27 protein-coding genes are annotated in these 25,012 nt (G+C 36.6%); 3 read left to right on the top strand and 24 right to left on the bottom strand.

Going from position 1 to position 25,012, the window contains the following annotated elements:
* Positions 1 to 176 precede the first annotated feature (176 nt).
* Complete coding sequence (locus tag H9D55_RS01720; RefSeq protein WP_186076302.1) at positions 177 to 1,709, top strand: catalase; 1,533 nt, start codon at positions 177 to 179, stop codon at positions 1,707 to 1,709.
* Positions 1,710 to 1,773: 64 nt separating this feature from the next.
* On the opposite strand, the gene H9D55_RS01715 is transcribed toward H9D55_RS01720, so the two are convergent.
* The 14 genes from H9D55_RS01715 to H9D55_RS01650 all read right to left on the bottom strand — a co-directional run bounded on the left by H9D55_RS01715 (position 1,774) and on the right by H9D55_RS01650 (position 14,214).
* Positions 1,774 to 3,921 carry a Tex family protein gene (locus tag H9D55_RS01715; RefSeq protein WP_186076301.1) on the bottom strand — a complete coding sequence of 716 codons (2,148 nt, stop codon included), beginning with the start codon at positions 3,919 to 3,921 and terminating at the stop codon, positions 1,774 to 1,776.
* 35 nt (positions 3,922 to 3,956) lie between these two features.
* A complete protein-coding gene (gene sigB / locus H9D55_RS01710) occupies positions 3,957 to 4,751 on the bottom strand; it encodes an RNA polymerase sigma factor SigB (RefSeq protein ID WP_186076300.1) in 795 nt (264 codons plus the stop codon).
* Positions 4,729 to 5,202: an anti-sigma B factor RsbW gene (gene rsbW / locus H9D55_RS01705; RefSeq protein WP_186076299.1), complete on the bottom strand. Its 474-nt coding sequence runs from the start codon at positions 5,200 to 5,202 to the stop codon at positions 4,729 to 4,731. Before rsbW ends, sigB begins: the two co-directional genes overlap by 23 nt.
* Positions 5,192 to 5,530: an STAS domain-containing protein gene (locus H9D55_RS01700; protein WP_186076298.1), complete on the bottom strand. Its 339-nt coding sequence runs from the start codon at positions 5,528 to 5,530 to the stop codon at positions 5,192 to 5,194. Before H9D55_RS01700 ends, rsbW begins: the two co-directional genes overlap by 11 nt.
* 72 nt (positions 5,531 to 5,602) lie before the next feature.
* On the bottom strand, positions 5,603 to 6,625 hold the full coding sequence (locus H9D55_RS01695) for a PP2C family protein-serine/threonine phosphatase (RefSeq protein ID WP_186076297.1): 1,023 nt from the start codon (positions 6,623 to 6,625) through the stop codon (positions 5,603 to 5,605).
* A 19-nt stretch (positions 6,626 to 6,644) separates the two neighbouring features.
* Positions 6,645 to 7,022 carry a type II toxin-antitoxin system PemK/MazF family toxin gene (locus tag H9D55_RS01690; protein WP_186076295.1) on the bottom strand — a complete coding sequence of 126 codons (378 nt, stop codon included), beginning with the start codon at positions 7,020 to 7,022 and terminating at the stop codon, positions 6,645 to 6,647.
* A gap of 4 nt (positions 7,023 to 7,026) precedes the next feature.
* A complete protein-coding gene (locus tag H9D55_RS01685; RefSeq protein ID WP_186076293.1) occupies positions 7,027 to 7,185 on the bottom strand; it encodes an antitoxin MazE in 159 nt (52 codons plus the stop codon).
* A gap of 55 nt (positions 7,186 to 7,240) precedes the next feature.
* On the bottom strand, positions 7,241 to 8,380 hold the full coding sequence (gene alr, locus H9D55_RS01680) for an alanine racemase (RefSeq protein WP_186076291.1): 1,140 nt from the start codon (positions 8,378 to 8,380) through the stop codon (positions 7,241 to 7,243).
* Positions 8,381 to 8,394: 14 nt separating this feature from the next.
* A complete protein-coding gene (gene acpS / locus H9D55_RS01675) occupies positions 8,395 to 8,742 on the bottom strand; it encodes a holo-ACP synthase (protein WP_186076289.1) in 348 nt (115 codons plus the stop codon).
* Positions 8,739 to 9,224 carry a PH domain-containing protein gene (locus tag H9D55_RS01670; protein ID WP_186076288.1) on the bottom strand — a complete coding sequence of 162 codons (486 nt, stop codon included), beginning with the start codon at positions 9,222 to 9,224 and terminating at the stop codon, positions 8,739 to 8,741. Before H9D55_RS01670 ends, acpS begins: the two co-directional genes overlap by 4 nt.
* Positions 9,196 to 10,752, bottom strand: coding sequence for a PH domain-containing protein (locus H9D55_RS01665; protein ID WP_186076287.1), 1,557 nt, complete (start codon positions 10,750 to 10,752; stop codon positions 9,196 to 9,198). The genes H9D55_RS01670 and H9D55_RS01665 overlap by 29 nt, the downstream gene beginning before the upstream one ends.
* A complete protein-coding gene (locus H9D55_RS01660; protein ID WP_186076286.1) occupies positions 10,745 to 11,212 on the bottom strand; it encodes a PH domain-containing protein in 468 nt (155 codons plus the stop codon). The genes H9D55_RS01665 and H9D55_RS01660 overlap by 8 nt, the downstream gene beginning before the upstream one ends.
* Before the next feature lie 88 nt (positions 11,213 to 11,300).
* On the bottom strand, positions 11,301 to 12,785 hold the full coding sequence (locus H9D55_RS01655; protein ID WP_186076285.1) for a DEAD/DEAH box helicase: 1,485 nt from the start codon (positions 12,783 to 12,785) through the stop codon (positions 11,301 to 11,303).
* An 82-nt stretch (positions 12,786 to 12,867) separates the two neighbouring features.
* Complete coding sequence (locus H9D55_RS01650; protein ID WP_186076284.1) at positions 12,868 to 14,214, bottom strand: UDP-N-acetylmuramoyl-tripeptide--D-alanyl-D-alanine ligase; 1,347 nt, start codon at positions 14,212 to 14,214, stop codon at positions 12,868 to 12,870.
* Between the two features lie 100 nt (positions 14,215 to 14,314).
* Between H9D55_RS01650 and H9D55_RS01645 the strand changes: the two genes are divergently transcribed.
* On the top strand, positions 14,315 to 15,505 hold the full coding sequence (locus H9D55_RS01645) for an FtsW/RodA/SpoVE family cell cycle protein (protein ID WP_328795558.1): 1,191 nt from the start codon (positions 14,315 to 14,317) through the stop codon (positions 15,503 to 15,505).
* Between the two features lie 49 nt (positions 15,506 to 15,554).
* Here H9D55_RS01645 and H9D55_RS01640 read toward each other — a convergent pair whose 3' ends face one another.
* Positions 15,555 to 15,692 (bottom strand): Lmo0850 family protein, encoded by a 138-nt coding sequence (locus H9D55_RS01640; protein ID WP_186076283.1) that lies wholly within the window; start codon positions 15,690 to 15,692, stop codon positions 15,555 to 15,557.
* Positions 15,693 to 15,823: 131 nt separating this feature from the next.
* On the opposite strand from H9D55_RS01640, the gene cls reads away from it, so the two are divergent.
* Positions 15,824 to 17,305 carry a cardiolipin synthase gene (cls, locus tag H9D55_RS01635; protein WP_186076282.1) on the top strand — a complete coding sequence of 494 codons (1,482 nt, stop codon included), beginning with the start codon at positions 15,824 to 15,826 and terminating at the stop codon, positions 17,303 to 17,305.
* A 159-nt stretch (positions 17,306 to 17,464) separates the two neighbouring features.
* Here the strand turns inward: cls and yidC are convergent, their stop codons facing one another.
* From yidC to atpD, 9 genes are all read right to left on the bottom strand, one after another.
* On the bottom strand, positions 17,465 to 18,325 hold the full coding sequence (yidC, locus tag H9D55_RS01630; RefSeq protein WP_186076280.1) for a membrane protein insertase YidC: 861 nt from the start codon (positions 18,323 to 18,325) through the stop codon (positions 17,465 to 17,467).
* Positions 18,326 to 18,410: 85 nt separating this feature from the next.
* Positions 18,411 to 19,199 carry a bifunctional hydroxymethylpyrimidine kinase/phosphomethylpyrimidine kinase gene (gene thiD, locus H9D55_RS01625; protein WP_186076278.1) on the bottom strand — a complete coding sequence of 263 codons (789 nt, stop codon included), beginning with the start codon at positions 19,197 to 19,199 and terminating at the stop codon, positions 18,411 to 18,413.
* 102 nt (positions 19,200 to 19,301) lie between these two features.
* Positions 19,302 to 20,147 carry a LysM peptidoglycan-binding domain-containing protein gene (locus H9D55_RS08230; protein WP_186076276.1) on the bottom strand — a complete coding sequence of 282 codons (846 nt, stop codon included), beginning with the start codon at positions 20,145 to 20,147 and terminating at the stop codon, positions 19,302 to 19,304.
* Positions 20,148 to 20,870: 723 nt separating this feature from the next.
* Positions 20,871 to 21,305: a 3-hydroxyacyl-ACP dehydratase FabZ gene (gene fabZ / locus H9D55_RS01615; RefSeq protein ID WP_377275330.1), complete on the bottom strand. Its 435-nt coding sequence runs from the start codon at positions 21,303 to 21,305 to the stop codon at positions 20,871 to 20,873.
* A gap of 5 nt (positions 21,306 to 21,310) precedes the next feature.
* Positions 21,311 to 21,505 (bottom strand): DNA-directed RNA polymerase subunit beta, encoded by a 195-nt coding sequence (locus H9D55_RS01610; protein ID WP_235963075.1) that lies wholly within the window; start codon positions 21,503 to 21,505, stop codon positions 21,311 to 21,313.
* Between the two features lie 16 nt (positions 21,506 to 21,521).
* Positions 21,522 to 22,802, bottom strand: a complete 1,281-nt coding sequence (murA, locus tag H9D55_RS01605) for a UDP-N-acetylglucosamine 1-carboxyvinyltransferase (protein ID WP_186076272.1) — start codon at positions 22,800 to 22,802, stop codon at positions 21,522 to 21,524.
* Positions 22,803 to 22,874: 72 nt separating this feature from the next.
* Entirely contained in the window at positions 22,875 to 23,081 is a 207-nt protein-coding gene (locus H9D55_RS01600; protein ID WP_235963081.1) for a DUF1146 family protein, read from the bottom strand.
* A 71-nt stretch (positions 23,082 to 23,152) separates the two neighbouring features.
* Positions 23,153 to 23,560: a F0F1 ATP synthase subunit epsilon gene (locus H9D55_RS01595; RefSeq protein ID WP_186076268.1), complete on the bottom strand. Its 408-nt coding sequence runs from the start codon at positions 23,558 to 23,560 to the stop codon at positions 23,153 to 23,155.
* A gap of 16 nt (positions 23,561 to 23,576) precedes the next feature.
* Complete coding sequence (atpD, locus tag H9D55_RS01590) at positions 23,577 to 24,992, bottom strand: F0F1 ATP synthase subunit beta (RefSeq protein WP_186076266.1); 1,416 nt, start codon at positions 24,990 to 24,992, stop codon at positions 23,577 to 23,579.
* Positions 24,993 to 25,012 lie beyond the last annotated feature (20 nt).

Genomic DNA, 25,012 nt, shown 5'->3' with positions numbered 1-25,012 from the left:
CGTGTTTTCATCTGGATCCTTTTTGAGATATATATAGTAATCTTAATTTTCACGAACTGAATAATAGTCCCTTTTTAATAATATGTATACTGTATTATCTCCAGTGACTTGAAGATTTTATATATACTTGTTATACTTTATTTAGAATGATTATAAATAAAGGTGGAGGTTCTATAATGCACAAAAAACTTAATTCTGACGACAATAAGTTAACTACTCTTTTCGGTAACCCTGTTGGAGATCGAGAGAATACTATGACTGCTGGACCAAGAGGTCCACTTGTTATGCAAGATCCGTACTTCTTAGACATGATGGCACACTTCGATCGTGAAGTAATTCCTGAGCGCCGTATGCATGCTAAAGGATCTGGTGCATATGGTACATTTACTGTAACACATGACATTACTAGATATACCAAAGCAGCAATCTTTAGTGAAGTTGGTAAAAAAACTGAAATGTTCGCACGTTTCTCAACTGTAGCTGGAGAACGTGGAGCTGCGGATGCTGAGCGTGATATTCGCGGATTTGCTCTTAAATTCTACACTGAGGAAGGTAACTGGGACTTGGTAGGTAACAACACACCTGTATTCTTCTTCCGTGACCCTAAACTATTTCCAAGCTTAAACCACGTTGTTAAACGTGATCCAAAAACAAACATGCACAACCCAGAAAGCAACTGGGATTTCTGGACTTCATTACCAGAAGCATTACACCAAGTAACAATTTTAATGACTGAGCGTGGCATTCCGAATGGCTTCCGTCATATGCATGGATTCGGTTCACACACTTACAGCATGATTAATGCTGATAATGAACGCGTTTGGGTTAAATTCCATTTTAGAACTCAACAAGGTATTGAAAACTTAAGTGCCGATGAAGCTGCACAAATCATTGCAAACGACAGAGAATCTTCACAACGTGACCTCTTCAATGCTATCGAAGAAGGGAACTTCCCTAAATGGAAAGTATTCATCCAAGTTATGACTGAAGAAGAGGCAAGAAATCATCCACACAACCCATTCGATTTAACTAAAGTTTGGTACAAAGGTGACTATCCACTTATCGAAGTTGGAGTGTTTGAGTTAAACAGAAACCCTGAAAACTACTTCGCAGAGGTAGAACAAGCAGCGTTTGCACCAACTAACATTGTTCCTGGACTAGGATTTTCACCAGACAAAATGTTACAAGGCCGTCTATTCTCTTATGGAGATGCGCAAAGATATCGTTTAGGAGTCAACCATCACCAAATTCCAGTTAACTCACCTAAGGGTGCAGTAAATGTATGTCCATTCAGCCGTGACGGTGCGATGAGAGTTGACGGTAACTTAGGTTCACATATCAACTATTACCCTAATAGCTACGGCGCACACAATTCACAAAAGGAACACAAACAACCTGTACTTGACTTGCAACTAGGTCATGTAGCTGAGTATGACTTCCGTGAAGACGACGACAATTACTATGAGCAACCGGGTAAATTATTCAGACTACAATCTGAAGAAGGAAAAGAGATTATTTTCAAAAATACTGCAGCAGAAATGCAAGGTACATCTGATATGGTGAAACACAGACATATATTTAACTGTTACCAAGCAGATCCTGAATACGGTAAAGGGGTTGCTAAAGCACTAGGAATCGACATCAACGATGTGGACCTAGAAAAAGGCGATCACCCATTTGAAGGTAAACCAGTAGAAGTTAAGAAGTAAATCTATATAAAATAAGCCTCTTATGGAATTTCCATAAGAGGCTTATTTTTGTTTAAACATTATTTCATTGCTTTTTCATCGTAAGAGAAATTCGTTTTTTATGAATCTCTATGTCCATTACTGTTACTTCTACAATATCACCTGAACTTACTACATCTAGTGGATGTTTCACAAAGCGATTTGAAAGTTGTGATATATGCACGAGCCCATCTTGTCCGACTCCCACGTCTACAAACGCACCAAAGTCTGTAACGTTTCTAACAGTTCCAGATAATTTCATTCCGGGTTTTAAGTCTCTCAGTTCTAACACGTCTGACTTTAGTAATGGCGTGTCGTATTGATCGCGGATATCTCTAAGTGGTGCAATTAAACTCTTCACCATGTCTTCGAGCGTTGGTAATCCGATGTCATTTTCTTCAGCAAAGGCACGTTGGTCTAACTTTTCTAACTTCATCTTGATGTCATCAGTACCAATTTCTTCTATTGATGATCCGATTGTTTCTAATAGCTTCTTAGCATTCTTATATTGTTCTGGGTGGATTTCTGTTTGGTCTAAAGGTTCTTTCCCATCGATGATTCTTAAGAACCCAACACACTGTTCGAACGTCTTAGGTCCAAGTCTAGGAACTTTCTTGAGATCTGTTCTCTTATGGATTCCTTTATTTTCTTCCCTAAACGCTACAATATTTTTAGATATCTGTGGAGATAAACCAGCCACGTGTTCTAAAAGTGTATATGATGCTGTATTCACATCCACTCCTACTTGGTTTACCACTGTTTCTACCACAAAGTCGAGTGCTTCTGATAAATTCTTCTGGTTCACGTCGTGTTGATATTGTCCTACACCAATTGACTTCGGATCAATCTTAACTAGTTCAGATAGAGGATCTTGTACACGTCGTGCGATTGACACTGCACTTCTTTCTTCTACCTGGAAGTCGGGAAATTCTTCACGCGCAACTTCAGATGCCGAATACACAGACGCTCCCGCTTCATTTACAATAATAAACGGCAAATCAAGATTATTATTATTGATTAACTCACTGACAAATTCTTCTGTTTCTCGTGATGCTGTCCCGTTACCAATCGCAACAAGTGAAATGTTGTGCTTCTTAATCATATCTAGCATAATCTTTTCAGATTGCTTTTTCTTGTTTACTGGCATATGCGGATATATCACGTTTTTATCGATGAATGTTCCCGACGGATTAATGACTGCCAGTTTGCATCCAGTTCTAAATGCTGGGTCAACACCTAAAATCATGTGCTTTTTAAGAGGCGGTTGCAGTAGTAAACTCTTCAAGTTTTCTTCAAAGATGTTGACAGCATGACTCTCTCCTATTTCAGTCATACCGTTTCTCACTTCACGTTCTAATGAAGGTAAGATAAGTCTCTTCAGACTATCTTCAATCACGGTGTTTAACTTTTTCGCTATCTTAGATTTTTCGTTGATTACTTTAGAGGATAAATATCCTTCAATTCTTTGCATATTATGTTCAAATTTAAGTGTTAATATATTCATTTTTTCACCACGATTCAGCGCTAAAGTTCTATGTGGTGGAATGTTTTTAACCGCTTCACTATAATCATAGTAAATTTCAAACACTTTTTGCTCGTCTTCTGCATTTTTCTTTTTTGTCGAAATGAGAAGCGATGAATTTTTAATCTCACGTAAAATCACTTTTCTGTATTGTGCATTGTCAGATATATGTTCTGCATATATATCATACGCACCACTTAGAGCATCCTCTACATTACTAACTTCTTCATTTAAATACTTTTCTGCTTCTTTTTCTAAGTCTGATTCAGAGATATCTTGCTTTAGCATCAATTCAAATAGAGGTTTCAATCCTTTACGCACCGCTTCAGTTGCGCGCGTTTTTCTCTTTTGTCTAAATGGACGGTATAAGTCTTCTACTCTCGCGAGTTCTGTCTGTTTTAAAATGTCTGCCTTTAAGTCTTTTGTCAGCATTTTTTGCTCTTCAATTAAACGAATGACCTCATCTTTTCTCTTTTCGAGATTTTCCAGATATCTGTATTCATCTTCGATCTTCTTAATTTGTGTCTCGTCGAGTCCACCCGTTTGTTCTTTACGATACCTTGCAATAAACGGTACTGTTGAGTTTTCTGAGAGCATCGATAATACATTCTTTATGTATTCTGGTTTTATTTTAAGTTCTGTTGATAAATTCTTAATGAGTTGATCGTTCATATGTCCTCCTAAAAAATAAAAACCCAATCTCTCGATCAGGTTTGTGATTCTGTATCTTCTGATTTCAGCATCGCTTCACGCAATTTCTCTAAAGCGTTTCTCTGTAGTCTAGAAACATGCATTTGACTTAGTCCAATGCGTTCTCCTGTTTCTTTTTGACTCAAGCCTTCTAAGAATGTCGATTCGATAATACTACGTTCTCTATCAGAAAGTATTGGTAATAGCCTTTCTATCAACATACGTTCTTCTGTAAGTTCATAATTCTTATCCACATTTCCCATGACATCTAGCAATGTGACTGCTGAGCCTTCGTTATCTGCATCAATGGAATGATCCACACTAAGTGCATTATAACTTTGCCCCATCTCCATTGCTTCAAGTACTTCTTCTTCAGTTGCTTCTATATGATCGGCAATTTCTTTAATTTTAGGTGAACGCTCAAGTTCCGCAGTTAACGTGTCAATCGCATTCTTAATTTTTGGGCCGATCTCTTTAATTCTACGCGGTACATGAACACTCCATGTCTTATCCCGTAGATATCTCTTAATTTCACCAAGCACAGTCGGTACTAAGAAAACTTCAAACTTTCTGTTAAAAGATAAGTCAAAGCGTCTAATTGCACCAAGTAGCCCTACCATTCCAACTTGAACCAAGTCTTCATGATGAGATTGACCACGTGAATAACGATACGCTAGAGAATCAATCAACCTTTGATAATGCATAACAAGTTGTGTCTGTGCATCATCATTTCCGGTTTCCTGATATCTCATTATCAAAGCGTTTATTTCGTCAGGCGTTAATTCAGTTTTACCCTGTGATTGTTTCTCCATCTTTTTGCACCTGACCTTTGCCAACAAACTTAACCATGCTAATTGTCACTCCCGGTGACTTTTTCACATGAACATCGTCCATCAGCGTTTCTATTAAGAATAACCCAAGACCGCCTTCTCTAAGGAAACTCACAGAATCATCTTCCTTATATGGTCCCAGTTCTTCTTTCACTTGTTCGTAATCGAAGCTCTTACCTGAGTCTCTCACAATAATTTCAACACGATCACTAAACACAGCAAAACCAACAATGATTTCGCCTTCTTCATCTTGTTTATATGCATGCTTAACAGCATTAGATACTGCTTCAGATACAGCAATTTTTGAGTCTTCAATTTCCTCAAACGACGCATTCGCAGAAGATAAAATTCCTGATAACGTAAGTCTCACAAGTCCAACATATTTTGGATTTGACGGAATTTTCATCTCAACATATTCAAAGTTATTTTTCAATTTCCTCACCCTCCGGATACTTAGTTATGTACATTAAATCTCTAAGTCCAGTGATTTCAAATAACTTCATGATGCGAGGCTGTACATTTGTCACTCTTAATTCTTTGTCATTTTTATTTAAATCTTTAAGCGTTCCTACAAAAAGTCCAAGACCTGTAGAGTCCATATAGCTTAGGCCCTTCAAATCAACGTGTAAGTTTTTCGTCCCATCTGTTGCAACTGGTTCAAATACTTTTTTTAATTCTGGAGCTGTATAGATATCTAATTCGCCAGCGATACTTACATGAGTAACTTCTGGTTTTTCGTCTACATTAATTTTAATATTCATTTAACGTTTCTACCCCAATCAAATATTACTTTTCAAATACATTTATACCCTTAACTTTAGAGACTAAACATATTAATAATTATTTTTAGCATTCTTAATTATTATCATGGTTAAATCGTCTTTACGTAAGTTATGCTGCATGCGTGTCAGTGTTTCATATAGGTACTGAACAATATCTTGTGGGTGACACTCTTTCTTCTCTCTAATCATCTCTAATATATTATTCATATCAATAAATGTGTCGTCATGCTTACGTAATTCTGACACCCCATCCGTAAAAATAAAAATCATATCATTCTCTTTCAAATGGGCGTTTTTTTCAAAGTATGTATTGCCTTGACGTACGCCGAGTACTAAACCTTTTGTATCGATTTCTTCAAATACATCTTCATCATATCTATAAATAAACCCGGGCTCATGTCCTGCACTCGAGAAGCTTAAATCACCGCTTGTAAAGTCATAGACACCATAAAACATCGTTATAAACATATTTTTATTTACGTTTTGTTCTACGAGGTTATTGAGAGTTTCTAGTGCTTTGGCAGGTCCTCTATTAAGATGTGCAAACTCCATACCGAACTTGAGCATCGTCATCGCAATAGCGGCAGGTATTCCTTTTCCAATCACATCTGCGACTGCAAATGAAATCTTGTCATTATTATGGTGAATGATGTTAAAATAATCTCCGCTCACTTTACCAGCAGGAATGCTAATCGCGCCAATTTGCATAGTATCTACTGCAGGAATTGTCGCTTTTAACATCGTTTCTTGTAAGCTAGCTGCGATGTCTAACTCTTGGTCGTGTAAGTTTAATTTATCTAGCATCGCTCTATAATCTCGATATGTAAATCCAAATGAAATCATAACTTCTTCTAGTATCTCGAGTGACTGTTTCACTAATTCTATATCATTTACATGCATGTGATTTAACATCTGTGTGTGAAGTGATACTATTTCTTCTGGAGATGTATCGATTTCTATTACGTTTCTACTGAATGTATGACACTTTGCAATTGCAGCATCTAAATTATTATCAAAGAGATATAATCGTAATATTTCTTCATAATCGTTTGTTAGATTATCTATATAACTCATGACACTCTCCCTTTAACCTCTACTGAACTTGCTTATGTTTTCTATTCTCTTCCTCATTAATATTAAGACCTAAACTGATCATTAGTGCACAATCGACTTCGGCCATCTTTTCTTCATCTAAATATGTAAGTTTTTCTTGTAACCTAGTTTTATCTATCGTTCTTATTTGCTCGAGTAATATCACAGAGTCCATTTCAAAATGGTATTTGTGCTTATTGACTTCAACATGGGTCGGAATTTTTGCCTTATTAATCTTTCCTGTAATCGCGGCAACAATTACAGTTGGGCTGTATTTGTTACCGACATTGTTTTGAATAATGACTACAGGCCTCTTACCGCCTTGTTCTGAGCCTTGAACGGGAGAAAGATCCGCTAGGTACACCTCTCCTCGCTTCATATACTCACCATCTTTTTTCTTTAATTTGAGATGTGTAATTAGTGTCTACTTCACATTCCATTAAAAAATGTTCTTCTGCAATACAAAGATTCAAATGATGCATCTCTTTATAGCCTTCTTTTAACTCATCTTTAAGTTGTATATTAATGTCATTTGAATTCATATGAGCCTCCTGTAAATACAGTTTAATATTATCACATATAAAGTGTTTTTATCGGTTATTTCAAGATTTCATTGAATATCGCTTTATTTGACTCAGAATCGTAAACTCTCGGTAATCTTCTTGAAAGTAAACATGTCGATTCGTACGAAATAGTATCTACATAATTACTAAAATTTTCTAGTGACTGACGACTGTTTGGATCACTCACAATGATTTTGACAACATCCCCACGCTTCGCGTTTGAGGAAATCATCGTAGCATCCATACATACGCGACCAACTATTTGGCATTGCTCTCCGTTTATTTCTACATGATACCCACTGTGTTTTCTTAACAAGCCGTCACCATAACCGATTGGTATCGTTACAACTGACATATCCGTTTCTGCAATAAATGATTCGTCGTAACCAACTGTCTCGCCCTTTTTAACTTCATGTGTGTCTGCGACTTGGCAAATCAAGTCAAGTGCAGGCTGTAATATTACGTCTGTGTGCTTCTTCGTGTACTCACTTGGATAGTACCCGTAAAGTCCAATGCCTACACGTACAGCATTTGTGAATTCATCTTCGACAAGTAGGGCTCCTGCTGTGTTTGAGATATGGATGTATTCCGGTGTATCCACTGAGTCAACGATTTTCTTGAATTCTTCACGCTCTATTACTGCATGGTCTTTGTCTACGCTCGCCATCGCAAAGTGAGAAAACAGTCCTTCGTACACGAAGTATTTCGAGTTATGAATTAACTCAATCATTTCTTTAATTTCAGCAATATCCTTTGTGCCGTATCGATTCATATGACCATTTACTTTAATGTGAATCCATACTTCTTTGTCATATTCTTCACTGATGCTATCTAGTGAACCGACGAGCCACTCTTTAGAAGGTGCCGTGATTGCTACTCTATGTTGTATCGCCTTGTTGATGTCTTTAGGATTGATGATTCCTAGAACTAAAATCTTACTCTTAATGCCATGCATTCTGAGTTCAATTGCTTCATCTAAAGTTCCGACTGCAAAGAAGTCGACACCCTTCTCTTCTAAGTATCTCGCTACTGCACGAGAGCCGTGTCCGTAAGCATTAGATTTCACAACAGCAATTATCTTCTTATTCACTTCTGCCTTAATTGCATCATAATTCTGACCGATTTTGTCTAAGTCAATATTCACCTGCGCATCTCTATAAAATCTATCGCTCATTTCATCCACTCCAGTTAGTTACTATCTATTAGTATTACAGTTGCTGTTGCATATTCTCTAGAATGAGAGATGGAGATTAACGCACTGCTGCCTTCAATAAATGGTTTCCCCATCTTATCATTCATGATGCTAATTTCATGAAACTGTACATGTGCCCCGATTCCAGTACCTAGTGCTTTACTATATGCTTCCTTCGCACTGAAACGACCTGCAACATATTCATTCTTTCTCGTTTCATTATTTATACCATTGTAAACCTTCAGTTCGTTTTCTGAAAGTATTCTTTGTGCGAGCCTATCTTCATTGTTTGCACGTGTGATTCTCTTAATTTCTACGATATCTGTACCAAGACCTGTAATCATACGCTAGAACCTCGCTTACTTTTATTGATTATTTCTCTAACGTTCTGTCTAAGTGCGGCTGCTTCTTCTTTTTCTAGTTCGGTGATATAGAGGGTTTCACTTGCCGTAGCAAAGGTGATTCCAGAAAGACCAAATTTTCTCATGATCGGCCCTTCAGTGACATCTATATTTTGAATCCTAAACAATGGAGCAACATGCCTTTTACGTGTGAAAATTCCTTCTTCTACGATGAGTTCCCCATTTTCAATCTGGTATCTAAAGTACTTGTACTTCAACATCGGTTCTAAAACAATGAAATACCCCACGTAAATCAGCGTGATTAACAATATGCCACCCATTGCTATATAAAGATAAATATCCACTTCACTCGGGGTAAAAATCAATGCAACGCAAAGTACTACTAAAATTACGATTGGAATAATTAAATAAAGCGCACTTGTTACACGTCTATACTTAATCGCATTTTTCGATATTTGCTTCATCAATAATACCCCCTTCTACAAAGTCCCATATTTCATCAATATCACTTCGTTCTAAATGCTTTAAAGTCACGCTAGAGTCGAGCACTCCACCTGCGGTTATAACTGATACAGTTCCAAGTTGTGCACGTCTCGTGAATGGGTTATTATGCCATTCGACTGTGTTTATCTTCTCTGATTTAATTGCATAATGAGATCTCGCAAAGAATGACGTTTCCATCATATTAATTTCATCTCCATTGATTGTGTACCCTGTATGTTTCGCAGAATAAAGTGCCGAAATAATTTGTAAGATAAACACAAACGCTCCGATTACTGCGATCAGCCAAAATGCAACTGGTACGAAGTATTCGTTACTAACATAAACAAGCGCTCCATAGATCGCGAGTATAATAATGCTACGAATGGTAAAGTATCTTCTGTACGCGTGTTTTTTTACGAACTTTACCGGTCGTTTGATTTCATAATTCGGGAAGAATTGATTCACGATATCAAACAATAATCTTGTCTTGATTAGTGGGACTATCATTACTTTTCCGTCGCTTAACTCTTCTTCAGAGTCACCCATGATCGTGACATATAGCGACTTGAATCCAAACATACGTCTCAGGATGTTATCTTTAATAATGATATTTTGAACACGATTAATATTGACTGTGACTCTCTTTTTTTCAAGCAAACCATATTGAACTATTAAATCGTCATTGTCTTCAAAGACTTTGTAATCATAGTAACGAATCAGCAGAATCACTGTTCCGATAACATATCCAACAATGATCACACCAATTGCTATTACTACAGTAAGTATGAGCATCGACGTGACGAGCTTTTGTAAGTTAACTTCGATATAATTAGCAACAAATGTGTCGATGTTAAACGTCGTTAAAAACGTAAAGAAACCAGCAATAAAGATTCCAAGTCCACCACTCGTCATAGCCATAATGAATAGCTCTTTCATAGACATTTGATGGATGAGTTTCATTTCTGCTTCAGGAACAAATTCAGTCGCTACATTTTTACTATCTTCAACCTGTTCAACATCGGTATATTCATCTGAAGCAACAAAAATGTCATCTTTCTCCTCAGCTTTTTCTTTATATACGCTTCTACGAATTTCCTCAGCCTGTGATAGCTTTATACCGTCGATCGAAATACCGTCGGCTGGTGTTTGAATATCTAATTTACACACACCAAAGATTCGGAGGAATATTGGTTGCGTAATATCTATAGACTGAATTCGATTAATTGTAAGCTCTTTTTCCTTAAGGACAAAAATACCTGTCTTAAAGATAAACTTTCCGTCTTCAATCCAAAATCTTGTCTTATATTTTTGGATGATATCCATAACAATCAAAACAATCATAAATAAAAATACAAGAATCCCTATATACAGAAGATAGGGATTACCTTTGAAACCATCTCCACCAATAAAGTTAAATAGAAATACAGCTGCAGGTATCCAGAATGTTTTTAGCGTTGAGCCAACTGCTCCTAGATAAGCTAATGGATGTAATTTTTGAGGGTTATTCATAGGTAAATTCCTCCTTTACGAGGTCTATCATTTGCGCTTGTAATGCATATGCCTCTTCAATTTTTAATGGAGGTAATTTAAACGATGTACCAGCTGTTGTTACTGTCATGTTTGCTAGACCATATCTTCTTGAAATAATACCATGAGCGACACGCACCCCTTGTACGCGTTTAAGAGGAAGCATTTTATGCTCAACAATAATAAATCCTTCAACTGTAACAACACGTGTTTTAAACACTTGATATTTTGTTACATTTTGATAGATTTTAGGTTTGATTATGACAAAAATAATGAGATGTAACACTGTTAATACTAAAAGACCGAGTAGTATCCACTCTTTATAAAAATCAAGAAAGAAAATTAATCCTGCAATAATTAAATAAAAAATAAGTATAATAAAAAATGTGATTAATGATTTTAATCGTAAATACTTTCTGACGTCGTATGATAATCGAATCATAGTTGCCCTCCCTTATTTTATTAATTATACATGAGATATTTTGCATATAAAAATAAAAATAGCATCCTACTCTGTAGGATGCTTAATTTTATTTCATATGGTCTTTAAAGGTACGTGTACGGTTTGAACTTTTTTTGTTCTTGTGATACCCTTTGCCACCTTGATTACCGCTACGTCTTTTACTCCCACGGTTATCTTTTCTGTTTCCACCGCGTTTATACGGATGTTTGCCATCGCCCTTTGTACTCCTACGAGAAAGTGGTTTTTCAAACGATAGCTGAATGTTATCATCGTCTTTTCTATATAAGAATTCATTTACAAGAGTAGCGATTACTTCTTGTGGCTCAAATTCAGTAACGAGTTCCGTAGCAAGTTTGTATGACTCAGCATTAATTTCTTTTTCTTGCCATTTTCTAATTTTTTCGAAGATGCTCGCTTTACGTGCAGCTTCTACTTCATTTTTGTTTGGCGGACGAAGTGGAGAAATCTTTTTCTTTTTCGTCTCTTCTATTAAACGTACATATCCCATTTCAACTGGGTTAACAAAAGTTAATGCCATACCTTCTTTACCAGCACGGCCTGTACGACCAATTCTGTGCGTATAGCTTTCTGCATCTTGCGGGATATCAAAGTTATATACGTGTGATACGCCTGAGATGTCGAGTCCACGAGCGGCAACGTCTGTTGCTACTAAGATTTGTAATGCATCATTTCTGAACTTCTTGAGTACTTCAAGACGTTTAGACTGCGTGATGTCACCGTGTAAACCTTCCGCTTGGTAACCCTTCGCAATTAATGCGCTTGTTAATTCATCTACACGACGCTTCGTACGACCGAATACAATCGCAAGTTCTGGACGATGAACGTCTAAGAAGTCTACAAATGTGTCGAGTTTTTCTAACTCTTTTACAATTGTGTAGTGCTCTTCGATCTGTGGATCAGAGTCATTTTGATTCATCGTTTTAACAATTTTTGGATCATGCATAAAGCGTGTCACAAGCTCTTGGATCGCTTTAGGCATCGTTGCAGAGAATAATAACGTTTGGACATTCCCTTTTGGTAACTTATCCATGATGAACGTAACGTCATCAATGAATCCCATATTCATCATTTCATCCGCTTCATCTAAAACGAGTGTGTTAATGCTATCTAGTCTCAATGTTCTACGGTTGATGTGGTCGATTACACGACCTGGTGTACCCACGATGATTTCAGGTTTTCTCTTTAAATCACCGATTTGTTTAGCGATGGACATTCCACCAAAAATTACATTTACGTTAAGTTTTTTATACTTAGCAAATGCTTTCAACTGCTCTCCAACTTGTGCCGCAAGTTCGCGTGTTGGCGCTAAGATTAAGGCTTGTACACCTTCACCTTTTTTTACTTTCTCAACTAAAGGAATACCGAAAGCACCTGTTTTACCTGTACCAGTTTGTGCTTGTCCTAAGATATCCTCATTATTTAATGCGAGTGGAATACTACTCTCTTGGATTGGTGTGGGTTTTTCAAAACCCATATCCTCTATTGCTTGAATAGTTTTCTCACTTACACCTAATTCTTTAAAAAATTTCAACTTTTAGTCTCCTTTGACTATTATATACCTCGTAAGTGTACAACTTCTCTATATTACCACTTTTAGCTACACAGTACAAGAATTATTTTATTCTTTCTTCGACCCGTTCTAATTTCATACCACGAGACGCCTTTAGTAAAACAACAACTCTATTTCCAATCACTTTGTTTACTTTCTCTATTAGATCATCGATATCAGTAAAGTGTTCGCTATTTGGTTTCTTAATATTATCGCTAATATTTTTTGCGCCTTCACCAAACGTTAAGATATGAGTAAAGTTATTATCTTGGTTGATATGCGTTGCAATATCATAATGGAGTGCTTCACTATACGAACCGAGTTCTAAGATATCACCAAGTACCAACACTTTACTTTCGTACGGTAAATCTCTCACTGTGTCGATCGCACTTTTCATAGATGATGGGCTCGCATTGTATGCATCATTGATGAGAATCGTACCATTAGAAAGCTCTTTTTGTTCCATGCGCATTCCTGTAACGCGAAGCTTCAGAAGCGCCTCTGCAGATTGTTTATCTGTCACTCCAAGTTCACGCGCAATCATAATCGCATATGACGCATTTAGAGCATTGTGACGACCAAGTTGTGGTATCTTGAAGTTCGCAGTGTCTAAAGTAAATTCTGTGCCCTCTAGTCTCTCTAAAACATTTTTAATATGCATACCATTTTTCTCGTTTTCACCAACAGTCTTGATCGTGTATGGCTTGTTCTTATCTACAATATCTTCTAGCATCTGGTAATCTTTTGAATAAATAAAGAGTCCGTCATCTTTTAAGAAATCCACAATTTCATATTTAACTTCCGCAATTTTTTCGCGTGAGCCAAGTTTCTCTAAGTGAGATTCTCCGACACTCGTAATCACAGCGATGTCTGGATTAGCGATATCAGATAAATAGTGAATATCTCCAACACTATCCATTCCCATTTCTAAGATGAGAATCTCTGTCTCTTCACTTGTAGAAAGAATCGTGAGCGGCATTCCGAGCTCATTATTTAGGTTACCTTGTGTCTTTTCTACCTTGTATTTATGTTGTAAGACACATTCAATCATATCTTTAGTTGTCGTTTTGCCGTTTGACCCTGTTACCGCGATAACCATTGGCTTAAACGTATTCAGATAGTTTTTAGCGAGCAACCCAAGGGCTTTTCTGGCGTTTTCAACTACTATAACCGGAACGTCATTACGTTCTTTTTCTGATAAAGCGATGGTTGCTCCACTTTCTAACGCTTGTTCAATGAATTTGTGCCCATCCACATTTTCACCAACAAATGGTATAAATAAATTATTTTCCTCGATTGTTCTCGTATCTATTGACACTCCTTTTATACTCACGTCTTTTATCTCTGTGGCTTTGCAATTCATAGTACCATTTGTGAATTCCGAAAGTTTTTCGATCGTTATATTTAACATTTTATTTCCATTCCTTATTATAATTTGTACATGCTATAATTATATGATAGACACTTTGTTATGTCATATTTTCTATATTTAAATAAATTAGGTGACTGATTTGAATTATTCAAAATTTAAACGCATGAATTTTAGCTACTTCGCTCGCGTAGATTGGATATTGGTAATACAGATTGCCGTCTTAGCGATAATTAGTATTACACTGATTTATTCCGCAATGACTAGTGGGCAATATGGTACTAACTTTGCGATACGACAATTTTATTTTTATGTTTTCGGTTTCTTTATTGCATTCATGATAATGGTCATACCCTTTAGACTTTTTCAAGAATATATATGGCTGATTTATGCTGTAGGTATTTTTAGTTTACTATTTCTACACTTCTCACCATTTGATAACTTGACGCCAATCATTAATGGTGCAAAGAGTTGGTATCAATTTGGCTTCTTCAGTATCCAACCATCTGAGTTTATGAAGATCATTTATATTCTGACTATGAGTTATGTGATCAGTCAACACAATAAATATAAACCGCACAATAGTTTGAATATGGATGTTCGTTTACTTGTAAAGCTCGGGCTTGTATCATTAATACCAATGATTTTAATCTTAATGCAAAATGACTTAGGTACTACGCTTGTTATGCTCGCGATTTTCTTTGGTATGGTTGTTGTATCAGGGATCAGCTGGTGGATTATTTTGCCTGTAGTATTCATGGTCTCGACTGTTGGAATATCCCTTATCTTGGGGATTCTGTATCGTCCAGATCTAATCAATAAATTCGGCATTCATTCTTACCAATTAGATCGTATCTATTCTTGGTTAAGACCTGAGGATTACGGATCGGATATCGGATTCCAACTCATGAATTCACTTATCGCGATTGGTTCTGGTGGCGTTAAAGGGCGGGGTTACAGCGATGGTATTATTTATATCCCTGAAAACCACACAGATTTTATTTTCACGATCGTAGGTGAAGAGTTTGGATTTATAGGCACGACCATCGTCGTCATCCTTTTATTCCTTTTACTCGTTCACTTAATCAGAATATCACTTGCAACAAAAGATTCTTTTGGAAGCTACTTTATTATAGGTTATGTTTCACTTCTCTTCTTCCATATCTTCCAAAATATTGGAATGACGATTCAGATTCTACCAATCACTGGACTACCTCTTCCATTTTTAAGTTATGGTGGTAGTGGCCTATGGGCAAATATGGTAGGTATTGGAATTGTTCTCAGTATTTACTTCTATAGAGTTGATGAGAGGAAACATAAGAGACTATTATAAAAAAATAAACGGAAAGTGTATAAAGTATCACTTTCCGTTTAAATATATCTTATTCGTTTAATCTTAGTGTTTGATTTGAACTAATGCGTTTCATAAGCTCGATTCTTGATGGTGTAATAGAAACTCTCACACCCAGTTCACGGAGTATTTCAACAACTTCTTTGATTTTTGAATTGTCATTTTTCATGATAATAAACTCCTTATCTGTTAAGTTAACACTATTATAATATTTATTAGACTCTATTACTATACGTATTTAGTAATAATAGTTACTTCTTTGTCACAAATAGATTAAGTTTAAATGAAAGGAAAATGAGAATGTTCGACACTCTAATCACATTTCTGTCCGGCTCAAGTGCGGCTACTATCATTACTATGACCATCTTACTCATTAACTTTTTCCTTGCGTTAGGTATGATTTTTTGGGAAAGAAAAAGTGCACAAAGTGTATGGGCTTGGTTATTAATCTTGTTCTTCATTCCCATTTTAGGCTTTATACTCTACTTACTATTAGGTAGAACCGTTTATAACCAGAAGATTTTTGAAATTCCCGAAGAAAATAAAATTGGTCTTGAGTATCTTGTTCAAGAACAGTTGGAGGAAATAAGAAAAAATAATTTTGAACTAGATAGTTATGTTGCGACAAAGCATACAAAACTGATTCATATGTTACTCTACAACAACCAAAGTTTCGTCACGTCTAATAACCATATCGACACGTACTATAGAACTCCAGATCTATTTAGACAGATGTTAGAAGATATCAAGAATGCAAAAGATCATATTCATTTTCAGTATTATATTTTTAGGCTGGACAATCTCGGTAAAGAAATTTATGAAGCGCTTCTTGAAAAACAAAGAGAAGGAGTCTCTGTTCGAATTCTTTATGATGATATGGGATCTAGGACACTTAGACTCCGTAACTTTAAAGAAATCCGTTCACTCGGTGGACATGTAGAAGCATTCTTTCCAAGTTTTTTATCAGTAATTAATCCGCGTATCAACAACCGTAACCACCGTAAAATCGTTATCATAGATGGAAGTATAGGTTACACGGGTGGGTCTAACGTTGGAGACGAATACATTGGTAACTCTAAGAAATTCGGTTATTGGCGTGACACGCATTTAAGAATTAAAGGTAACGCTGTAAAGTCACTGCAGTTGAGGTTTATGCTCGATTGGAACTCACAAGGTAGCCGAAACAAGATGGTTCATCACCCAAGATATTTCCCAGATATCGAAAATGTAGGTAATACGACGATGCAGATTGCCACAAGTGGGCCAGATGAAAAATGGCAACAAATTAAATTTGGTTACTTGAAGATGATTAACTCAGCAAAGAAGGACATATATATACAATCGCCTTACTTCATTCCTGACCAATCAATTATGGAAGCCCTAAAGATTGCGATACTCTCTGGTGTGAATGTGAACATCATGATACCAAGTTTTCCAGATCACCCGTTTGTATATTGGGGCACATATCATAACGTAGGAATTCTCTCACAAATGGGTGCTAAAATCTTCATCTACCAAAAAGGATTCTTACACCAAAAGACAGTGATGATCGACGATGAAGTAGTGAGTATCGGATCTACGAATATGGATAATAGAAGCTTTGCACTAAATTTTGAAGTTAATGCATTTATATTTGATAGAAAAGAAGCCGTACAGCAGAGAGAGGCATTTGAAAAAGATGCAATCAACAGTAAACTACTGACACCAGAAATCTATGAAGAAAGAAGTATGTGGATTAAATTAAAAGAAGCAATTGCAAACCTGATTTCGCCAATACTTTAAATGTGTGAACCCCTTGTGTAAGAGCATGAGGGGTATTTTAGTATAGAGAATTATTCTGTCCAAATAATAGAAGTACAACTTCCTGTCACGACCGCGCACATCTCTCTCCTGCGCCTATAAAAAAATACCACAAGCTCTGTGCTCATGGTATTCTAATTATTATTTACGTTTTTTACTTGGTGCTACTTGAACACCTTTCTTTTTACGCTCTTTTTCTCTTTGCTCTTCTTCGTGTCTTGCAATTATTGGTGCCATTTCTTCTTCAACTTTTGTACGATAGTACACGTTACCAATGATTGTTTGTACGATTAAGAAGATACCGCCGACAGCCCAGTATAGAGGTAATGCTGCTGGTGAGATGAATGAAATCCAAAGAATCATAATTGGCGAAATAAACATGAATAAACGCATTTGTTTCTTCTGTTCTTCTGGTAAGAAGAGCGTTGAAACGTATGCTTGTACTGCGTATACGATACCTGCAATCACAACCATGATGTAGTCTACTTCAGTTAAGTTCATCCATAAGAAGTCTGGGTGTTCTACAATTCCACCTTCTGATGGATATTTTAATGCGAAGAACAACGCCATTACGATCGGCATTTGAATGAACATCGGTAAACACCCTACGTTAAGTGGGTTGATATCGTGTTTCTTGTAAAGTCCCATCATTTCTTGCTGAACTTCCATCTTTTCTTCTTGTGTCGTTGCAAGTTTCATTCTCTTTTGAATATCATCCATTTGTGGTTTAACGATTTTCATTTTTTCTCTCATGAGCATTTGGTTTTTATACGTACGCATCATGAATGGAAAAATTGCGAGTCTTACAATCAGTGTTAAAGCGATGATTGCTAGACCATAATTGTTATTTAATTGATCCCCAAGCCAGTGAAGGATGTTATCCATCGGGCTTACAAATGTATTATAAAAAAATCCAGACCTGTTCTCTTCTTTAGAATAGTCACATCCGGCTAAGAATAATACGAGTGTCATCGTCACTCCAAATAGCCATTTCTTCGACATAATTTCACCTCAAAATATTATATACACAAGAGTGATTGTACCATAAATCACAAGTTAGATAAACTAATGTATTAAACTTTAAAAATTAAAGTTCGATGAAGTGACTGATTGGACCATTACCTTTACCAATATCAAATCCATTCTCAATCGCCTTCGTTACAAACATCTTAGCTTTTCTAAATGCACTCTCTAAATCTTGTCCTTTTGCGAGCTCCGCTGTAATTACTGCTGAGAATGTGCTACCCACTCCACGTAAGTTCTTGGATTTAATGATCGGACCAGATAATTTTACTTCTTTTGTGCGCGTATATAGATAATCACACGCTTTTCCTGTCATTTGACTATCGTTAATTAGCACGCTTTTCACACCAATTTCTTTCAGGAAAATATTCGCTGCCGTCTTGATATCTGACTCATCCTTAATATCAATTCCAGTCATTGCTTCTGTTTCTTTAATATTCGGAGTCACTACACTCGCATACGGTAGTAATGTAGTTGCAAGTTTATTTTGTAATCCCGTGTCAATAATTCTTTTTCCTTCTTTTGAAAAGATAAATGGATCCATAACAAACGGGATATCGTATCCTTTTATATACTTTTTGATGATATCTACCATATCTGCACTTGGGACCATCCCTGATTTCATGGCATAAGGAATGGCATCACTAAAAATACTTGATAATTGTTCTTCTAAAAACTCTGGTGGAATTTCTAATATTTCATGGATCCCTTGAGAGTTTTGTGCTGTTAAGTTTGTGATTGCTGCCATACCGAATACATTTAAATTATGAAATGTTTTAATATCAGCGATAACTCCAGATCCACCTGTTGGATCGTTACTCGCAACCGTTAAAGCAATAGGTATATGTGACATGTCATCTCTCCTTTTTTTAAATAATAACACAAGTATCTATAATAACTTAAATAAAAAAATGCCCAAGCGCTTGCTTGGGCAAAAGTTTAAGTGAGTGTTCGATTATAGTCTTGCACCACATACAGGCCATGGACTAGAACCTCTTTGGTTATATAACATTTGCGCTCTCTTAGTTTGTTCAGCAGCTGATGCATTTGATGGAAGTCCAGATCCACCTACTGATCTCCAAGTTTGAACGTCAAACTGGTAAAGACCGTGGTACATACCGTTTGCTGAAACGATGCTTGGGTTTCCACCTGATTCACATGCAGCTAATCCTGACCAGTTTAGACCACCGTTTGATGGTTGCTGAGCTTGTTGTGCTGGTTGTGATGGTTGCTTTTGTTGTACTGGTTGTGAATAGTTATTGTTATTATTAGAAACATTTTGAGCTGGAGCTTGTTGTACGGGTTGCTTTTGTTGTTGTGTTGGTTGTGAATAGTTATTGTTGTTTGAAACATTTTGAGCTGGAGCTTGTTGTGCTGGAGCTTGATTCGTTTCAGATGCTTTTACAACAAAACCTTCAGGTTTAGAAACATTTAATACTTGACCAACAAAGATAAGGTCCGCTGATTCTAAATCGTTCCATGCAACAACGTCTGATACATTAACTTCATATTTATTAGCAATCTTAGCAACAGTGTCACCGGATTTTACTTTATGTGTCTTAGTTTCTTCTTTAACTTCAACCTCATCAATTTTAAGTTCTTGACCAGTTAAAATTAAGTCAGAGCTTAATTTATTTTCTTTCTTTAAAGCTTTAACTGTAGTGTTATAATCTACTGCAATTGCAGATAGTGTATCTCCACTTTTAACTTTATGTGTTGCAGCCTCTGCAATTTCATCATTTGCCATGATTGCACCTGATACTAATGCTACTGCACCTAAACTGATAATACTTTTCTTCATAAGAATAAATCCTCCAATAAGTGTCTCGACTTAATTCGATGTCGGTTTCGATAATATATATACGTAATCTGCTTTTTAAAGTAACAGGCTGAGTCATTTGCTCAACCAACTGTTTATAATACTATCATGAAAAAAAGTTACATAGGTTACAGTAGTATAAAAGATTTCGTGCTGTGTTACCGTTTCATTACATTGATGTTGCTTTACAAATCCTGCATGACATATAAATAATTTAATAATGTGACATTTCATTTTCATATATACAAACCCTGTCATATCAAGGTTTATTTGAAATTAATTTTACGCATCAAAATCTGACAATTGTAATGTAAGAGAGTTTTGTTACAAACTAAAAACAAAAAACAACCTATTTTACACGCGCTGAGTAAAAATAAGTTGTTTTATTTGAGTTGTGAGTATGAAAGTGAGGTAATTCTAAAATTTGTTACACGAAGTAACAGTAATCAAGGTGAATTTCTTATGTTAGGGGGGAATATCTTATTGATTTTACAATCGAGGATTATCGATCAGATATTTCGATACTTGATAAGTTCTCCTTTCTTATCTGTACTATATAAAATTTTTACTGTACAAGCAAAATGCAGTTTTTCAACTTTGGATTATACAATATCAAATAAGCCGCAGTAAATGAAAAACTGTGTAAATAGAATAGGAATCTATATATTTAGATTCTAAAAAACAAAAAAACCAGTTGAGTAAAATTTACTCAACTGGTTCACTAATTGCGAATGTAATTTCACACTGGCAAGCAACTTTACCGTCTACTTTTGCTACAGCAGTACCTTTCCCAATTGGACCTTTGATTCGAGTAATCTCAACTGTGAGTTCTAGAGTATCTCCAGGTGTTACTTGATGTTTAAATCTGCATTTATCAATTCCTGCGAAGAATGCAAGTTTACCTTTGAATTCCTCTTGCTGTAATAATGCAACTGCTCCTGTTTGTGCAAGTGCTTCTACGATTAACACACCAGGCATTACAGCATACTCCGGGAAATGTCCTACAAAATATGGTTCATTACCTGATACTTGTTTTAATCCAACACATTTTTCACCAGGTACTAGTTCAGTTATTTTGTCTACTAGTAAGAATGGTGGTCTATGTGGAATAATTGCCTTAATTTGATCATACGTTAACACATTCATCATTCCTTCGTTAAATCAATAATATGTTCCCATGTTTCAATCCTAAAAACTTCAAAAGGATTATCTAAGATACCATAACCGATCATCAGTCCGATAATAGACAACATGAGCGCTAAATATAAATATATTAAAATTCTAACTAAGAGTGGGAATTTACGATGTACAAGTTTTCTATCGTCCGTATTCGTTGCCAAATTCATCACACTTTCTTTAATACTCTATCTCTGTCTCGTCAGATACACGCTCAATGTTTGCACCTAATCTTTCAAGCTTGCCATGAAAATCAACGTATCCGCGATCTAGATGTTTAAGTTCAGTTACAATAGTAAAGCCTTCTGCAATGAGACCAGCTAAGATTAGTGCCGCTGCACTTCTTAAGTCTGTTGCTTTAACACGCGCACCATGTAGTTCACGGCCACCACGGATAACTGCGTGATTATCCTGTAGAGAGATATCCGCGTTCATACTATTGAATTCTGTGACGTGCATAAATCTATTTTCAAAAATAGTTTCAGTTACAATACTTGTACCATCAATAGATAAAAGTAAAGCCATCATCTGACTCTGCATATCCGTTGGGAACCCTGGGTGAGGTAATGTCTTTATATCTGTTTCTTTTAACGTCTCATTTGGAATGACACGTACGTTTTCTCCATCTTCGACAAATTTTACACCCATTTCCTCTAGCTTCGACACAACAGCACTTAAGTGCTCGATCACAACATTTTGAATTTCAATTTCACTTCTTGTAATTGCAGATGCAATCATAAATGTACCTGCTTCGATTCTATCTGGAATAACATTATGTTTTGTTCCAACGAGCTTTTCTACACCGACGACTCTCATACGCCCTGTACCTGCACCGCTTATCTTGCCACCCATGCGATTGATATAGTTAGCGAGGTCTACAATTTCAGGTTCCATAGCTGCGTTCTCAATAACAGTGACACCATCTGCAAGCGCTGCTCCCATCATTAAGTTCTGAGTTGCACCCACACTTGGGAAGTCGAGTAAAATCTTGGCACCTTTAAGTCGTTGTCCATCTACTCTTCCTTCAATAAAACCATCAGTTGTATTGAAAGTCGCACCCATTTTTTCGAATCCTTTTAAATGTTGTTCAATGGGCCTAGAGCCGATTGCACAACCACCTGGCATTGCAACCTCACATTTACCATAACGACCAAGTAATGGACCCATTACGAGCATCGATGCTCGCATTTTACTTACGAGTTCATATGGCGCATTCGTACTCAGTTCATTGCTCGCATCAATTTTAACTTTGTTTTTATCTACTTCAACATCTGCTTTTAAGATCGACAGTAAATCTGCTAATGTAGAAACATCGGAGAGTTCCGGTACATTGCTGATAACGGATTTCCCTTCAGAAGCTAAGAGAGAGGCTGCAAGGATGGGTAACACTGCATTTTTTGCACCTTCAATTTTAACTGAACCACTTAATTTTCTTCCACCCTTAACGATAATTCTTTCCATACTCTCACTCCATAAAAATATCAATTATATCTTAATTCTATAGTGATAATAGGTTACTGTAAAGCAATTACCCTAACCAAACAATAACGCTACTACTTGTATTTCCGTAAATAAATCCATAATAAAATTACTCAGGGATGTTCCGAGTAATATTGCTAAAAGGATTATCACAAGCCTAATTTTTTCAGGTTTGCTCTTTTTAAATAACACTTCTATATTTAAGCAGTCTAACAAATAGAATGCAAATATCGTACACACAATGTGTAAAATAATATGCATTAATGCTAATTGTGAGGCAATCATTTAAAAACTCCCTTAAAAAAAGTCTAAGGTTTCCCTTAGACTTTGTATCAATTATATTGAGCAACTTTGAGTCTGTTTGCTGCACGTTCTAGTGCAAGGCTCGCACGAACTTGATCAATATGCTCAGCTTCTGCTTGCTTCAGTAATGCTTCGGCACGTTCTTTAGCAGCTCTTGCTCTGTCCGTGTCAATATCATCTGCAAACTCACCCGCTTGAACAAGTACTGTTACATGATCAGGTCTGATTTCTGCAAACCCTTCAGTAACAGCAAGATATTCATACTCACCATTGATTTTAACTCTGACGCTTCCAATTTTTAATGGTGTAACAGTTGGAATGTGCCCAGCCATGACACCTAACTCTCCCTGTTTCGCTTGGAGAATAATAATCTCGCAATTCTCTTCTTTAAACACAGATCCGTTAGGAGTAACTACATCTAATGCAATTGTACTCATTGTCTAACCTCCCTGTTTAAACTTCTACACCCATTTGACGTGCTTTTTCGAGAGCTTCTTCAATGTTACCTACAAGACGGAACGCATCTTCTGGAATGTGGTCATATTTACCTTCAAGAATTTCCTTGAAGTTTTGTACTGTTTCTGTAACAGGTACATAAGAACCTTTTTGGCCAGTGAATTGTTCTGCTACGTGGAAGTTTTGAGATAAGAAGAATTGTACACGACGTGCGCGTCCTACTAAAGCTTTGTCTTCTTCAGATAACTCATCCATACCTAAGATTGCAATAATATCTTGTAATTCGCTATATCTTTGTAATGTAGATTGTACTTCACGTGCTACATTGTAGTGTTCTTCTCCAACTACTGCTGGTGAAAGTGCACGTGATGTAGATGCTAATGGGTCTACCGCAGGATAAATACCCATTTCAGAGATTTTACGCTCTAGGTTTGTTGTCGCATCTAAGTGTGCAAAAGTTTGAGCTGGTGCTGGGTCAGTATAGTCATCGGCAGGTACGAATACCGCTTGGATAGATGTAACTGATCCTTTGTTCGTTGAAGTAATACGCTCTTGGAGTTGTCCCATCTCACTTGAAAGTGTTGGTTGATAACCAACAGCAGACGGTACACGTCCGAGTAATGCAGATACTTCCGAACCAGCTTGAGTGAAACGGAAAATGTTGTCGATAAACAGAAGTACGTCCTGTCCTTCAACATCACGGAAGTATTCCGCCATTGTTAAACCACTTAATGCAACACGCATACGTGCTCCAGGTGGTTCGTTCATTTGTCCGAATACCATTGCAGTTTTACTGATTACTCCTGATTCTTCCATCTCGAAGTAAAGGTCGTTACCTTCACGAGTACGTTCTCCAACACCAGCAAACACTGAAATACCTCCGTGTTCTTGCGCGATGTTGTGGATTAATTCTTGGATTAATACAGTTTTACCTACACCGGCACCACCGAATAGTCCAATTTTACCACCTTTAGTATATGGTGCTAACAAGTCCACTACTTTAATACCTGTTTCTAAAATTTCAACTGACACCGAAAGATCCTCGAATTGAGGTGCTTCACGGTGAATTGGGTTTCTAAGTTCAGTTTCTGGAATTGGTTCACCTAAGTCAATGTGTTCGCCTAATACGTTGAATACACGACCTAATGTAATGTTACCTACTGGTACAGAGATTGGTTTACCTGTGTTTACAACTTCCATACCACGTTGTAATCCATCTGTAGAACTCATTGCAATAGTTCTTACAATATTATCTCCACGGTGAAGTGCAACTTCTAATGTAAGCTCGATTGCTTGTTGACCTTCTTTTTTATGATCGATTGTGAGAGCGTTCATTAATGCAGGTAATTCTCCCTCTTCAAAACGCACGTCAACAACTGGTCCCATAACTTGGACCACGTGTCCTAAAGCCATTAGAGTTCCTCCTATAATTA

The organism is Phocicoccus pinnipedialis, from assembly GCF_903994035.1.
GTDB lineage: Bacteria > Bacillota > Bacilli > Staphylococcales > Salinicoccaceae > Phocicoccus > Phocicoccus pinnipedialis.
This window is presented reverse-complemented; position numbering and strand designations above follow the sequence as displayed.

Excerpts from the sequence above, each read along its gene's own strand:
- H9D55_RS01700 (WP_186076298.1), bottom strand. The coding sequence starts at position 5,530 with ATGAATATTAAAATTAATGTAGACGAAAAACCAGAAGTTACTCATGTA.
- atpD (WP_186076266.1), bottom strand. The coding sequence starts at position 24,992 with ATGGCTTTAGGACACGTGGTCCAAGTTATGGGACCAGTTGTTGACGTG.
- H9D55_RS01660 (WP_186076286.1), bottom strand. The coding sequence starts at position 11,212 with ATGATTCGATTATCATACGACGTCAGAAAGTATTTACGATTAAAATCA.
- cls (WP_186076282.1), top strand. The coding sequence starts at position 15,824 with ATGTTCGACACTCTAATCACATTTCTGTCCGGCTCAAGTGCGGCTACT.
- alr (WP_186076291.1), bottom strand. The coding sequence starts at position 8,380 with ATGAGCGATAGATTTTATAGAGATGCGCAGGTGAATATTGACTTAGAC.
- H9D55_RS01695 (WP_186076297.1), bottom strand. The coding sequence starts at position 6,625 with ATGAGTTATATAGATAATCTAACAAACGATTATGAAGAAATATTACGA.
- thiD (WP_186076278.1), bottom strand. The coding sequence starts at position 19,199 with ATGTCACATATACCTATTGCTTTAACGGTTGCGAGTAACGATCCAACA.
- H9D55_RS01685 (WP_186076293.1), bottom strand. The coding sequence starts at position 7,185 with ATGAATTCAAATGACATTAATATACAACTTAAAGATGAGTTAAAAGAA.
- yidC (WP_186076280.1), bottom strand. The coding sequence starts at position 18,325 with ATGTCGAAGAAATGGCTATTTGGAGTGACGATGACACTCGTATTATTC.
- H9D55_RS01715 (WP_186076301.1), bottom strand. The coding sequence starts at position 3,921 with ATGAACGATCAACTCATTAAGAATTTATCAACAGAACTTAAAATAAAA.
- H9D55_RS01690 (WP_186076295.1), bottom strand. The coding sequence starts at position 7,022 with ATGAAGCGAGGAGAGGTGTACCTAGCGGATCTTTCTCCCGTTCAAGGC.
- H9D55_RS01650 (WP_186076284.1), bottom strand. The coding sequence starts at position 14,214 with ATGTTAAATATAACGATCGAAAAACTTTCGGAATTCACAAATGGTACT.
- H9D55_RS01670 (WP_186076288.1), bottom strand. The coding sequence starts at position 9,224 with ATGAAGCAAATATCGAAAAATGCGATTAAGTATAGACGTGTAACAAGT.
- murA (WP_186076272.1), bottom strand. The coding sequence starts at position 22,802 with ATGGAAAGAATTATCGTTAAGGGTGGAAGAAAATTAAGTGGTTCAGTT.
- H9D55_RS01595 (WP_186076268.1), bottom strand. The coding sequence starts at position 23,560 with ATGAGTACAATTGCATTAGATGTAGTTACTCCTAACGGATCTGTGTTT.
- H9D55_RS01600 (WP_235963081.1), bottom strand. The coding sequence starts at position 23,081 with ATGCATATTATTTTACACATTGTGTGTACGATATTTGCATTCTATTTG.
- H9D55_RS08230 (WP_186076276.1), bottom strand. The coding sequence starts at position 20,147 with ATGAAGAAAAGTATTATCAGTTTAGGTGCAGTAGCATTAGTATCAGGT.
- sigB (WP_186076300.1), bottom strand. The coding sequence starts at position 4,751 with ATGGAGAAACAATCACAGGGTAAAACTGAATTAACGCCTGACGAAATA.
- acpS (WP_186076289.1), bottom strand. The coding sequence starts at position 8,742 with ATGATTACAGGTCTTGGTACAGATATCGTAGAAATTAAGAGAATCACA.
- H9D55_RS01720 (WP_186076302.1), top strand. The coding sequence starts at position 177 with ATGCACAAAAAACTTAATTCTGACGACAATAAGTTAACTACTCTTTTC.
- H9D55_RS01665 (WP_186076287.1), bottom strand. The coding sequence starts at position 10,752 with ATGAATAACCCTCAAAAATTACATCCATTAGCTTATCTAGGAGCAGTT.
- H9D55_RS01640 (WP_186076283.1), bottom strand. The coding sequence starts at position 15,692 with ATGAAAAATGACAATTCAAAAATCAAAGAAGTTGTTGAAATACTCCGT.